We start from the raw sequence: 12,861 nt of genomic DNA on the forward strand, positions 1-12,861 counted from the left end.
TGTTAGGAGATTTTTCAGCGGATAAATATTTGAATTTAGAAAACTTACAAAAATCATCTTGACAAACTCGTTCCCGAAGGGACGGGCTATCGTGCGAAAACACGGTTTGCCCGGTTTTTTAATCTTCCGGAATTGATTTCTCTTTTTAAAGAAAGTGCAGATATCCAGACTGCGGATATGCTGAATCTGCCTGTACCAGAAGCGGAATATATCAATGAGGTGCTAAAACCCAGCGAGATACAGCAGGATATGGTCAGTGCATTTGCCGACAGGGCAGAGGCGGTTAGAAGCGGTTTGGTAGAGCCAACAGTGGATAACATGCTGAAAATTACCAATGATGGAAGAAAGTGTGCGTTAGACCAGCGGCTGTTAAACGACATGCTGCCGGATGAAGCGGACAGCAAGGTAAACCGTTGCGCAAAAAATGCATATGACATATGGGAAGAAACGGCAGAAAAGAAATCAACGCAGCTTATCTTTTGCGATTTGTCCACGCCGAAGAATGACGGGACATTCAATGTATATGATGACATTCGTGAAAAACTGGTGGAAAAAGGAATACCGAGGGAGGAAATTGCATTTATCCATGAAGCGGGCACAGAAGCAAAAAAAGCGGAATTGTTTGCAAAGGTACGTGCCGGACAGGTGCGTATCCTGCTTGGTTCCACGCCGAAATTAGGAGCAGGGACGAATATACAGGACAGGCTTATTGCCCTGCATCATTTAGACTGCCCCTGGAAACCTTCGGATGTAGGACGGATTTTGCGGACATTCAAAATAAAAAAGAATGTGGAGGTAACAGACAATGGCAAAATCATTATTTGAGGAACTGGACGGCAAATACGAAAGGCAAGGGGATTATTTGATACCGTGCTTAACTGTACCCGCCGAAGAAGAACAGGCAATAGGCATCTGGGGGCAACGGCATTTAGATTATCTAAAACAGTACCGTAAAGTTACATACACCAATCTTCTTACAAGCGGCAGGCTAAACGCCTACCTTGCCGACATCAACAGACAGGCACAGGAACGCTTTGAAAGGCTCATAGAGGTATGAAACAGGCACAGGGCATAACGGAACAGCTAAAGGCAGAAAACGCCTTAGAATGGACAGGATGCCTCAATAACATAAGGGCTTGTGCGAGGGAGATTGTGGAAAAGGAAATTATTTTTGCATAAACAGATGATTAGTGGCCGGGGGAAATCCTGCCGCTTTTTCTGCTTTAGTTTGTCAGCTTGACAAATAAAGGGTTAAGGAATATAATTAGATTCAGTATTATACAAGGAGTTAATAAATATGCGGCAAGGTATTCTTAAATAAACTGTCAATTTGATAGTGGGAACAAAAAGTAGCAGTCCCGTTTCACTTTTAATATGGGGCTTAGTTTTTTGTACCCAGTTTAAGAATACTTTTATCATGTAATTTTATATGCCCGAAAACATATAAGTGTTTTGGGGCTATTGGAGTTATTTACCCAGTGATAGGAGTATTTATCACTGGGTATTTTTATGCCCTTTTTTGGGTGTTGATAGGAGGAAAATCACATGAAAATAATTAACTTAGGCATTCTGGCTCACGTTGACGCAGGAAAGACAACATTAACGGAGAGTTTATTGTATACCAGTGGTGCAATTGCAGAACCAGGGAGCGTAGATAAAGGCACAACAAGGACAGATACAATGAATTTGGAGCGTCAAAGGGGAATCACTATCCAGACAGCAGTGACATCTTTTCAGTGGGAGGATGTAAAAGTCAACATTATAGATACGCCAGGCCATATGGATTTTTTGGCGGAAGTATACCGTTCTTTATCCGTATTAGACGGAGCAGTATTATTAGTTTCTGCAAAGGATGGCATACAGGCACAGACCCGTATACTGTTTCATGCACTACAGACAATGAAGATTCCGACAATTTTTTTCATCAATAAAATTGACCAAGAGGGGATTGATTTGCCAATGGTATATCAAGAAATGAAAGCAAAGCTTTCTTCGGAAATTATAGTGAAGCAAAAGGTTGGGCAGCATCCTCATATAAATGTAACGGACAATGACGATATGGAACAGTGGGATGCGGTAATTATGGGAAACGATGAACTATTAGAGAAATATATGTCAGGGAAACCGTTTAAAATGTCAGAACTGGAACAGGAAGAAAACAGGAGATTCCAAAACGGAACGTTATTTCCCGTTTATCACGGAAGCGCTAAAAACAATCTGGGGATTCGGCAGCTTATAGAAGTGATTGCCAGTAAGTTTTATTCATCAACGCCTGAAGGTCAATCTGAACTATGCGGGCAGGTTTTTAAGATTGAATATTCAGAGAAAAGGCGGCGTTTTGTTTATGTGCGTATATATAGCGGAACATTGCATTTGAGGGATGTTATTAAAATATCTGAAAAAGAGAAAATAAAAATCACAGAGATGTGTGTTCCGACAAACGGTGAATTATGTTCATCCGATACAGCCTGCTCTGGTGATATTGTAATTTTACCAAATGATGTTTTGCAGCTAAACAGTATTTTGGGGAACGAAATGCTGTTGCCGCAGAGAACATTTATTGAAAATCCTCTCCCTATGCTCCAAACAACGATTGCAGCAAAGAAATCTGAACAGCGGGAAATATTGCTTGGGGCACTTACAGAAATTTCAGATGGCGACCCTCTTTTAAAATATTATGTGGATACTACAACGCATGAGATTATACTTTCTTTTTTGGGGAAAGTGCAGATGGAAGTCATTTGTGCCATCCTTGAGGAAAAATATCATGTGGAGGCAGAAATAAAAGAGCCTACTGTTATATATATGGAAAGACCGCTTAGAAAAGCAGAATATACCATCCACATAGAAGTCCCGCCAAATCCTTTCTGGGCTTCTGTCGGGTTGTCCATAGAGCCGCTCCCTATTGGAAGTGGAGTGCAGTATGAAAGCAGAGTTTCACTTGGATATTTAAACCAATCGTTCCAAAATGCGGTTATGGAGGGGGTTCTTTATGGCTGCGAGCAGGGGCTGTATGGATGGAAAGTGACAGACTGTAAAATCTGTTTTGAATATGGATTGTATTATAGTCCTGTAAGTACCCCCGCAGACTTTCGGCTGCTTTCCCCTATCGTATTGGAGCAGGCTTTAAAAAAAGCAGGGACAGAACTATTAGAGCCATATCTCCACTTTGAAATTTATGCACCGCAGGAATATCTCTCACGGGCGTATCATGATGCTCCAAGGTATTGTGCAGATATTGTAAGTACTCAGATAAAGAATGACGAGGTCATTCTGAAAGGAGAAATCCCTGCTAGATGTATTCAAGAATACAGGAACGATTTAACTTATTTCACAAATGGGCAGGGAGTCTGCTTGACAGAGTTAAAAGGATACCAGCCAGCTACTGGTAAACTTATTTGCCAACCCCGCCGCCCGAATAGCCGTATAGATAAGGTTCGGCATATGTTCCACAAGTTAGCCTAACAGCTTGCATAAGTCGTATAAAATGAGATTTGAAAGGATTAGAAGCTAATTATGATGAAATGCGAATGGATATTATGTCCTGTTTGTGGGAGCAAAACCCGTAATAAAATTAGGAAGGACACTGTTTTGAAGAATTATCCCCTTTATTGTCCAAAATGCAGACAAGAAAGATTGATTAAAGTTGACAACTTGAAGATAACTGTCATCAAAGAGCCAGACGCTTAAGACGCAGAGCCGATGAAATTGTGGAACAATTCACGAATCATCGGCTCTTTTTGTTTCGTATTTGAAAGAACAAACTCACCAAATAAAAAAAACGATATTCGGGTGGGTTATTTTGTTATACCCTAATTTACCCTCTGAATTTGTTTTTAAATTTGGAGGGATTTTTTTATGTCCTTTTTTCGGGCGGTTATCTATCTGCTCATACGAAGTAAAATTTATCAATACATAACACATCAGAGAATGGCAGGAAACCAGTTAAAAAAATCTTTGTCTATGCAACAGTACTTCCTGCCTTGAAAGTAGAAGTACAATCTCCATACAACAGAATTAGCATTTCCTATAACCGTAAAGGTCACAGAGCCTTTGCGGTTTTTCTTTTGTCATTTTTTGTTGGAATATGCCGCAGGGCTGTTTCTGATATGCGGTGTCGTTCTCCGCCTCTCCATCTGGATTTTTTACATTTCAAAAATTCAGATGGAGGTATTAGCGGTGAAATACGCACCAAAAAAAGTATATATCAAAGAAAGCGGCAGTTATGTGGAACTGTCCTACACGGAGTTTTGCAGCCGCAGGAACGCCGACCAGACCTATATGGACAAGCTGTTTATCCCCATTCAAGGATGTCTGCTTGAAGTCGTGAGGGAGCAATACACAGACTTCTACCGTGACAAGGAACGGTGGCGTTATCTGCAAAAATTAGATACAAAGAATAGACTGCTATCTCTCGACGGATTTACAGACAGCGAGGGTAATTCTCTGGACTTTATCACTGATGAAGCGGTGGACATTGCAGAAACCGTTGTCAATGCGGTCATAGTGGACAGGCTGAAAGCCGCCCTGCCTTTGCTGTCGGATAGTGAACAGGAGCTGATACAGGCAATCTTTTTTGACGGACTTTCCGAGCGTGAAGTCGGGGCGAGGTTGGGCATAACCCAGAGCGTTGTAAACAAACGCAAAGCCAGAATCCTAATAAAACTAAGAAAGATAATAGAAAATTAAAATTTAAGGCGTTCAGCCCCCTTGTTTTTTCCTTTGGGAAGATGAGGGGGCTTTTCTCTGCCCTCTCAATCAATTCTGATTGGAGGAAGTAAGAATGGCATACAACCACGGACGGGAGGACAGGAAATGGCGTATCTGGAAAGAAGCGGAGGAAAAGCTGCTGCGTGAGTGCGGCGTTGATGAAGCGACTATTGAGCAGATACGAATAGCGGACAGGGCAGACTTCAATTCCAACAGGCGGTTTTACCGATGGACGAATGACGTTGCGGAATACCTTGAGGATATGGCAGACAGGGAGCGGCAGGCGGAAGTGGGTACGGTTGCGGAGTTACTGGACGAGATTGAGAGCGAAAATCTCTATCAAGTATTAGTCACGGTGGACGGGCGTACCTTGAAAATCGTCCTGCTGAAAATGCAGGGGTATTCCACAAAGGAGATTGCCCCGCTCGTGCATTTGACGACTGGCGCCATCTATGCGAGGTTAGACCATCTGAGGAAGAAGCTGCGAAAATTTTATAGCGTCTAAAACAGCCTGCCGTCCTGTGGGCTACTGGGTGAGGGATGGAAATCCCCTCACTCATTTTTGGCAGGAGGACAACAGGATGGTATACAGAGTTAAGGCATACACGCTTCGGGAGGAATCTACGGAAAGCGGCACAAGGTATTTTATCAGCTTTAAGGACGGGCAGGGCAAATCCCACGAGTTGGAAGTGTCGGAACAGTTCTTTATGGAGTTTCGGCAGATGGAACGCAGGAACAGGAGTCTTCTCCAATGGGACGAGCGGCACAGGGAGTTTAACGAGGTATGGGACGAAACCCTTTACAGACGGGCGTTGCGTGTGCCTAAGAGCCTTGATGAACACATGGTTGAGGAAGAACGGAATGAAACGCTCTGTAAGGCGGTTGGGAGCCTGCCAGAGATACAAAGGCGGCGTTTCCTGCTCTATTACGAGTATGAGTTCAATTTTTACCAAATCGCCGCTATGGAGCATTGCACCGCTTCGGCAATACAGAAATCTGTTGCGATTGCAAAGGAGAAAGTAAAGGCGGAAATGAAGAAGTATCTCCAACCGTGACCGACACCGTCCGAAAAGGAAATCTGTTTTTTATTTGCGTAGGATTGGCGGCATTACATACTCTCACTTTTTTCGTGGGAGTAAATCTATTTTTAAGGAGGTCAACGCCTATGTGCAACGAAAACAAAAACACCGCTCGAAAGGAGGAAACCCATGCAGAAGTTACAGACAGTCAACGCCGAAACGCTCCTTTATGAGCCGCTTGAGAAGCCGTCCTTTGTGGTGGACAGCCTTATCCCCACAGGATTGTCGCTGTTCTGCGGCTCACAGAAGATAGGCAAGAGCTGGCTTATGCTGAAGCTATGCTTATGCGTGTCGCAGGGAATCCCCTTATGGGACATGACGACAATGGAGGGCGACGTGCTTTACCTCTGCCTTGAGGACACGTTCTGCCGCATACAGGACAGGCTGTTCCGATTGACGGACGAAGCAAGCGGGCGGCTCCACTTTGCCGTGGCAAGCTGCAAGCTGTCAGACGGTCTTATCGTGCAGTTGGAAGATTATCTGAAAGACCATCCAGACAGCAGGCTCATTGTGATTGATACCTTGCAAAAAGTCCGAACCGCATCCAAAGACAATGCCTATGCAAGCGACTATGGGGACATCTCCCTAATCAAAGACTTTGCCGACAGGCACTCTCTGGCGGTCATTGTCGTACACCACATCCGAAAGCAGAACGACAGCGACGTGTTCAACAAGGTGTCTGGCACGACAGGCTTAACGGGGAGTGCAGACGCTACCTTTGTTCTGGAAAAGGAGAAACGTGCGTCTGACACCGCCAAGCTGTATGTGACAGGCAGGGACACGCCTTATCAGGAATACACGCTGCGTTTCCGTGATTGCAGTTGGGAACTTGTGGAGAGGAAAACGCAGGAGCAGCTTGCGAAAGAAACGATACCAGACGTCCTTTTTCGGTTGGTGGATTTTATGAGGGATAAGGAAGAATGGGCAGGCACGGCAACGGAGCTGTTAGCCGCTATGGGGGAAACGGAAACCATACCCACGGTGATTACGAAATGGCTGAATGAATACCGCACCACATTTTTAAATGAGAACCATATCGCCTATCAGTACAGCCGCAAAAAACACGGCAGGCAGATTGCCCTTGCAAGGAGGGCGGGTGACAGCGGTGACGGTGGTGACGGCGATATTGGGATACCCCTTGTTACTGTCATTGACGGTTAAAGCCATGTAAAGCTGGCGGCTCTGCCCTGCGGGTGACAGCGGTGACGGCGGTGACAGTGATTTTAGGATACCCCGCCGCTGTCATCCCTACGGGAGAACACCCCGTAAACGCAAAGTGCAGGCGTGGGATTTACCCGTCCTTTTCGGGCGTGTAAAACCACCCCTGCGGTCAGAAAAATCTCTCCGATTTTTCCGACTGCGTTTACAGGGTGTAACACACTACACTTTGCCCTGCAAAGTCGTGTGCCAGACGTTCCCTCTGGACTCCCTTAAGGCAGGGCTGCGCCCTGCTATCCTGCGCCTTGCGGCTTCGGATAAAAGAATGGCGGCATGACGGTGACGGCTCTTGCGAGGGGGTATCCCAAAAACACCGTCATCATCGACATGGCCGTCATGCAGGGGATAAGGGTGACAGTTACGGCAGTCGGCAGGGGGTATCCCAAAACTGCTGTCACCGCCGTCACCGCTGTCACCCAAAGGGCAGTTACCCGCCGAAGAAAGGAAGATGATGAATCATGCCCTATGCAATCCTGCGTTTCCAGAAACGCAAAGCGGGCGGCGTTGCGGCTTGCGAACGCCACAACGAGCGGAAGAAAGAAGCCTATAAAAGCAATCCAGATATAGATATGGAACGCTCGAAAAATAACTACCACCTTGTAAAACCGCCACGTTACACCTACAAGAAAGAGATTAACCGCATGGTAGCCGAAGCAGGGTGCAGGACGAGGAAAGACAGCGTGATGATGGTGGAAACGCTTATTACGGCTTCACCAGAATTTATGAATCAGTTACCGCCCGAAGAACAGAAAGCGTATTTTACGATGGCTCTGGAGTTTATTTCGGAACGTGTCGGGGAGAAAAATATCCTCTCCGCAGTCGTCCACATGGACGAGAGAACGCCGCATATGCACCTCTGTTTTGTGCCGATTACGCCAGACAACAAGCTATCAGCGAAGTCTATTTTAGGCAACCAGAAATCGTTATCCGAGTGGCAGACCGCCTACCATGAGCGGATGTCCTCACGGTGGAATCAGCTTGAACGGGGGCAGTCCTCAATGGAAACGAAGCGGAAACACGTCCCCACATGGCTCTATAAGTTGGGCGGCAGGCTTGATAAACAGTATGGGGAAATCGTGTCTGCCCTCTCCGACATCAACGCCTTTAACGCAGGGAAGAAAAGGGATAAAGCGTTAGAGTTACTCTCCGCATGGCTGCCAGACGTGGAAAAATTCTCTAAGGAAATCGGGAAACAGCAGGCGTATATCGACAGTTTGAAAGAGAGAATCGGGCAGGAATCAGACTATGCGGGGCGTATGCGTGATGAAAAGTACGAGCAGGAATTAAAGGTGCAGAAAGCGAATCAGAAGATATTTGAATTGCAGAGAACCAACGAGCAGATGAGGCGGTTGCTGTCAAAAATACCGCCAGAAGTGTTGGAAGAATTGCAGAAAAATCATAGAAGCAGAGCGAAAGAAAGGTAGATATGTGAATGAAGAAACAGGATTTTAAGGTGTTAAAGACCAAAGACTTGTACCCGTTCCCCGACAATCCGTTTCATGTGGCAGAGGATGAAACGCTGTCAGAGTTAGCGGAAAGCATCAAGGAATTTGGCATTGTCACGCCGATAATCACACGCCCGAAAGAGGACGGGGACGGTTATGAAGTGATTGCAGGACAGCGGCGTGTCCGTGCGTCTGAACTTGCAGGGATAAACACAATCCCCGCTTTTGTCCTGTCCCTAGACCGTGACCGAGCCATCATTACCCTTGTAGACAGCAATTTGCAGCGTGAAAATATCCTGCCGAGCGAGCGGGCGTTTGCCTACAAGATGAAATCCGAAGCCATGAAGCGGCAGGGGTTCCGCACAGATTTAACCTCGTCACAAGTTGTGACGAAGTTGCGGACGGATGACAAGGTGGCACAGGGCTTCGGCGTGGGCAGGATGACCGTGCAGCGTTTTATCCGCCTGACGGAACTGATACCGCCGATTTTGCAGATGGTGGACGAGGGGAAAATCGCCCTCACGCCTGCGGTGGAACTGTCCTTCTTGAAGAAAGACGAGCAGGAAAACCTCTTTGCCACGATGGAGAGCGAAGAAGCAACGCCCTCACTCTCACAGGCACAGCGGATGAAAAGCCTAAGCCAGAGTGGGCGGCTTGACATGGATATGATATTTGCGATTATGACGGAGGAAAAGGGAAATCAGAAAGAAACCTTGAAAATCAACACAAGCAAGCTGAAAAAATACTTTCCGAAGAACACAACGCCGAAGCAGATGGAGGAAACCATCATCAAACTTTTGGAGCGTGAGTTGCAGAGGAAACGGGGCAGGGACAGCCGCTAATCTTCTTTTTTCGGGAAGTAAATACAGAGAGTTGAGGTAGAGAGAATGAAAGAAATCCAGTATGAAATCGTAAAGGAAATCGCAGTATTGTCTACGGGCGACAGTGGTTACACAAAGGAAATCAATCTCATTTCATGGAATGGGAAAGAGCCGAAGTATGACATCCGCAGCTTTTCCCCGAACCGTGAAAAGTGCGGCAAGGGAATCACGCTGAACGCTGATGAAGCGGCGGCACTCCTTAAAGCATTACAGAAAGAATTAAACAGCGAGGATTAATGGTATCTGATTGGCAGGGCGGGGACATTTCCAAACTCTTCCCTGCCCTGTCTGGAAAGGAAGATTTAAGTATGGGCGAGGATAAGAAAGCAGATAAAAAGAGAAAGCGTATCGTGCCAAAAGCACCAGTGCAGATGATAATCAGCCGTGAATATGTCGGCACACAGACCGTTACAGAAGCGTTTGTCCCGATTATCTCCGAGGATATTCGGAAGAAGATTGCCGAGGGCGACACCTTCGACAATGAGGGGCTGTCCGCTTAGAATGTACGCAATGGGACATGAAAACAGATAGGACAGATACGGAGGTTTTACAGTATGGCAGGAATCAAAGAAGAAAAGAAAATCTATTTAGTCGGCATTTATTGCCGCTTATCTAAAGACGATGGTACGGATAACGAGAGTGCGAGCATTGCGACACAGAAATCCATCCTCACGGATTATGTGAAAAAGCAGGGATGGCACATAGCAAAAACGTATGTGGACGATGGTTATTCTGGTACAAATTTCCAAAGACCAAGTTTCCAGAATATGATAAAAGACATTGAAAGCGGTCTGATAAACTGCGTGATTACGAAAGATTTATCCCGTCTGGGGAGAAACTATCTTGATTGTGGGTTATATCTGGAAGTTTTCTTCCCAGAGCATAACGTGAGGTATATAGCGGTCAATGACGGCGTAGATACCTTGAATAAATCTGCTATGGACATCACGCCTTTCCGCAACATTTTAAACGAAATGTATGCCGCTGACATATCTGTTAAGATAAAATCGGCATATCGGGCGAGGTTTCAACAGGGGAAATTCATGGGAACTACCGCCCCTTATGGCTATATCAAAGACCCTGCCGACCACAACCATCTGCTGATAGATGATAAAGTGGCACATGTTGTAAAAGAGATATTCGACCTTGCATTAAAAGGGAATGGAGTTGCCAAAATTTGCAGACATCTTAATAAACAGCATATCCTACGCCCTGCCGCTTATGCGGCGGAGCGTGGCGAAACAGGCTTTGAACGTCATTTTGAGGGGAACGAGGACAAACGCTATATTTGGAGTGGGAACAGCGTGAGGAGCATTTTAAGAAGCCCGATATATGCGGGAAATCTTGTAGGCTACAAACGGATTGCCGCCAATATGAAAAGCAAGAAACGCCCCTCTAAGCTGCCCGAAGAATGGGAAGTGATACCCAATACCCATGAGGGAATAGTCACGCAGGAGGAATTTGATATTGTCCAACAGCTTATTACAAGTCGTAGGCTTCCACAGAACAAGGGAGGATTTGTAAATATTTTTGCAGGCGTTATCAAGTGTGTGGACTGCGGATGTGCTCTGCGGGCAATGAACGTACACAGGAGGAAACGCCCAGAGATTATCGACTGTGTACAGTATTCATGTAATAATTATGCAAGAAACGGAAGAAGCGAGTGTAGTGCCCACAATATAGAAGCAAGGGATTTATTCAATGCCGTTCTTGCCGACATCAACTGTTTTGCGGATATGGCAGTGAATGATGAAAAGGCGGTCAGGGCCATAGAAAAGCGGCTCACGGAAACAGACCAGAGCAGGGCGAAAGCATTAGAGAAAGAACGTAAGAAGCTGAACAAACGCCTTGCGGAACTGGACAGGCTGTTTTCCTCTCTCTACGAGGATAAGGTCATGGAGCGTATTACCGAGCGGAATTTTGAGATGATGTCGGGGAAATACCAGAAAGAGCAGCTTGAAATTGAAGCAAGGCTGAAAGAGGTGACGGAAACTCTTAATGAAAGCTACGAGAAATCACGGAGAATCCGTGACTTCCTCGCCCTTATCCGAAATTATCAAGGCTTAAAAGAACTGGATGCAACAGTTATAAACGCACTCATAGACAAGATACTTGTTTCGGAGCGTGAGAAGATGGCAGACGGAACAGTGAAGCAGGAAATCAAGATTTACTATAAATTCATCGGCTTTGTCGATGAATTACATATCATACCTACAAAACGGTGGGCAGCAATGCCCGCTAAAAATTGTACGGTGTGCGGCGTTGAATATGTCCCGGGCTCTGGTGCATCAAGGTATTGTCCTGCTTGTGCCAAGAAGATACGGAGGGAGAAATCAAACGAGAGCAAACGCAGGAGCAGAGAACAGAAAAGGATAGCATGTATGAACTGTCCGCAAAAAATGACCGACTGATCTGGAACAGCAGGAGGGACGTATCCTTCGTCAGGGTAACCAGAATGAGAAGGTAAAGATATTCCGTTATGTTACGGAAAATACATTTGATGCTTATATGTGGCAGATTTTGGAGAACAAGCAGAAATTTATCAGCCAGATCATGACAAGCAAATCCCCTGTGCGTGCCTGTGAGGATGTGGATGATGCGGCGCTTTCTTATGCGGAAATTAAGGCACTTGCAACAGGAAATCCGTATATCCGTGAAAAAATGGATTTGGATATTCAGGTCAGTAAATTAAAACTGATGAAAGCGAACCATACCAGCCAGAAATACCGTCTGGAGACAGACATTGCTAAAAATTATCCGGTACAGATTGCCGCACAAAAAGAGCAGATTGCAGGGCTTCGGGCGGACAGGGAGGCAGTAAAGCCGATTCTGGAAGAGAAGGAAAAAGACAATTTTTCAATGATGATTGGAGGAAAGACGTACACAGACAGGAAGGAGGCAGGAACCGCAATCCTTGCTGCCTGTGCCGGGTTAAAAGCAGTAAAAAGCAATGGGCAGATTGGGGAATTTCATGGCTTTTCCTTAAATGCATCTTATGACAGCTTTTACCAGACCTATAAACTGACAATAAAACGGCAGTGCAGTTATCAGATTGAGATTGGAAAGGATGTTCTGGGCAACCTGCAGCGTATTAGTAATGCCCTGACCGGGATAGAAAAACGTCTGACAGAAGCAGAACAGAAAATGGAGAATCTGTTAAGTCAGCTTGCCACAGCACAGGAGGAGGTGGAAAAGCCATTTCCGAAAGAGGCGGAACTGACAGAAAAAATGGAACGTCTGGCAGAATTAAATTCCCTGCTGAACATGGATGAAAAAGGAACATCCGAAGCACTTGGCATGGGGGAAGATATAGCGGCGGTGGCAGATAGTCCGAGATGTGCAGTCACGATGGCAGGGAGGGTATCAGAGCTTTCCCATACCGCAGACAGTGTACAGAAACCGTCAGTGCTTGGAAAGCTGAAGCAGGCACAAGAACGGCTTTCCCATGAGGCGAAGAATTGGAAACATACCGCAAAGAAAAAAGAACAACAGTTATAAAGAAAATCAAAATAAAGAGCAGAGAATCCC

General features: G+C 45.7%; 11 protein-coding genes and 3 pseudogenes. All 14 read left to right on the forward strand.

All coding sequences use genetic code 11. The annotated features are described in order from the left end of the window. Window positions 1–63 precede the first annotated feature (63 nt). Window positions 64–825: pseudogene (locus tag OCV61_RS15780) on the forward strand (DNA methylase); the annotation flags it as partial. Beyond that, window positions 806–1,179: pseudogene (locus OCV61_RS15785) on the forward strand (TnpV protein). The pseudogenes OCV61_RS15780 and OCV61_RS15785, both read left to right, overlap by 20 nt. A 366-nt stretch (window positions 1,180–1,545) precedes the next feature. Beyond that, window positions 1,546–3,465 carry a tetracycline resistance ribosomal protection protein Tet(O) gene (gene tet(O), locus OCV61_RS15790; RefSeq protein ID WP_008399617.1) on the forward strand — a complete coding sequence of 640 codons (1,920 nt, stop codon included), beginning with the start codon at window positions 1,546–1,548 and terminating at the stop codon, window positions 3,463–3,465. A 54-nt stretch (window positions 3,466–3,519) separates the two neighbouring features. Continuing rightward, entirely contained in the window at window positions 3,520–3,690 is a 171-nt protein-coding gene (locus OCV61_RS15795; RefSeq protein WP_226896997.1) for a cysteine-rich KTR domain-containing protein, read from the forward strand. Between the two features lie 489 nt (window positions 3,691–4,179). Next, complete coding sequence (locus tag OCV61_RS15800; protein ID WP_347563828.1) at window positions 4,180–4,689, forward strand: sigma-70 family RNA polymerase sigma factor; 510 nt, start codon at window positions 4,180–4,182, stop codon at window positions 4,687–4,689. A 94-nt stretch (window positions 4,690–4,783) separates the two neighbouring features. Further along, complete coding sequence (locus tag OCV61_RS15805; protein ID WP_138308418.1) at window positions 4,784–5,215, forward strand: RNA polymerase sigma factor; 432 nt, start codon at window positions 4,784–4,786, stop codon at window positions 5,213–5,215. Window positions 5,216–5,291: 76 nt separating this feature from the next. Then, window positions 5,292–5,765: an RNA polymerase sigma factor gene (locus OCV61_RS15810; RefSeq protein WP_138308416.1), complete on the forward strand. Its 474-nt coding sequence runs from the start codon at window positions 5,292–5,294 to the stop codon at window positions 5,763–5,765. 153 nt (window positions 5,766–5,918) lie between these two features. Then, window positions 5,919–6,950, forward strand: coding sequence for an AAA family ATPase (locus OCV61_RS15815; protein WP_138308414.1), 1,032 nt, complete (start codon window positions 5,919–5,921; stop codon window positions 6,948–6,950). Between the two features lie 515 nt (window positions 6,951–7,465). Then, a complete protein-coding gene (gene mobV, locus OCV61_RS15820) occupies window positions 7,466–8,431 on the forward strand; it encodes a MobV family relaxase (protein WP_158422626.1) in 966 nt (321 codons plus the stop codon). Window positions 8,432–8,439: 8 nt separating this feature from the next. Next, window positions 8,440–9,294: a ParB/RepB/Spo0J family partition protein gene (locus tag OCV61_RS15825; RefSeq protein WP_158422627.1), complete on the forward strand. Its 855-nt coding sequence runs from the start codon at window positions 8,440–8,442 to the stop codon at window positions 9,292–9,294. Between the two features lie 45 nt (window positions 9,295–9,339). Further along, complete coding sequence (locus OCV61_RS15830; protein WP_000659122.1) at window positions 9,340–9,570, forward strand: YdbC family protein; 231 nt, start codon at window positions 9,340–9,342, stop codon at window positions 9,568–9,570. A 71-nt stretch (window positions 9,571–9,641) separates the two neighbouring features. Next, on the forward strand, window positions 9,642–9,833 hold the full coding sequence (locus tag OCV61_RS15835) for a hypothetical protein (protein ID WP_001820669.1): 192 nt from the start codon (window positions 9,642–9,644) through the stop codon (window positions 9,831–9,833). Between the two features lie 54 nt (window positions 9,834–9,887). Then, on the forward strand, window positions 9,888–11,744 hold the full coding sequence (locus OCV61_RS15840) for a recombinase family protein (RefSeq protein ID WP_118615070.1): 1,857 nt from the start codon (window positions 9,888–9,890) through the stop codon (window positions 11,742–11,744). Next, a pseudogene (locus OCV61_RS15845) lies at window positions 11,737–12,831 on the forward strand (DNA methylase); the annotation flags it as partial. The gene OCV61_RS15840 and the pseudogene OCV61_RS15845, both read left to right, overlap by 8 nt. Between the last annotated feature and the right edge of the window lie 30 nt (window positions 12,832–12,861).

Origin of the sequence: Blautia ammoniilytica, assembly GCF_025566965.1 — a bacterium.
Taxonomy (GTDB): Bacteria; Bacillota; Clostridia; order Lachnospirales; family Lachnospiraceae; genus Blautia_A; species Blautia_A ammoniilytica.

Coding starts and splice junctions, on each gene's coding strand:
- OCV61_RS15830 (WP_000659122.1), top strand. CDS start 9,340: ATGAAAGAAATCCAGTATGAAATCGTAAAGGAAATCGCAGTATTGTCT.
- OCV61_RS15840 (WP_118615070.1), top strand. CDS start 9,888: ATGGCAGGAATCAAAGAAGAAAAGAAAATCTATTTAGTCGGCATTTAT.
- OCV61_RS15815 (WP_138308414.1), top strand. CDS start 5,919: ATGCAGAAGTTACAGACAGTCAACGCCGAAACGCTCCTTTATGAGCCG.
- mobV (WP_158422626.1), top strand. CDS start 7,466: ATGCCCTATGCAATCCTGCGTTTCCAGAAACGCAAAGCGGGCGGCGTT.
- OCV61_RS15805 (WP_138308418.1), top strand. CDS start 4,784: ATGGCATACAACCACGGACGGGAGGACAGGAAATGGCGTATCTGGAAA.
- OCV61_RS15825 (WP_158422627.1), top strand. CDS start 8,440: ATGAAGAAACAGGATTTTAAGGTGTTAAAGACCAAAGACTTGTACCCG.
- OCV61_RS15810 (WP_138308416.1), top strand. CDS start 5,292: ATGGTATACAGAGTTAAGGCATACACGCTTCGGGAGGAATCTACGGAA.
- OCV61_RS15795 (WP_226896997.1), top strand. CDS start 3,520: ATGAAATGCGAATGGATATTATGTCCTGTTTGTGGGAGCAAAACCCGT.
- OCV61_RS15835 (WP_001820669.1), top strand. CDS start 9,642: ATGGGCGAGGATAAGAAAGCAGATAAAAAGAGAAAGCGTATCGTGCCA.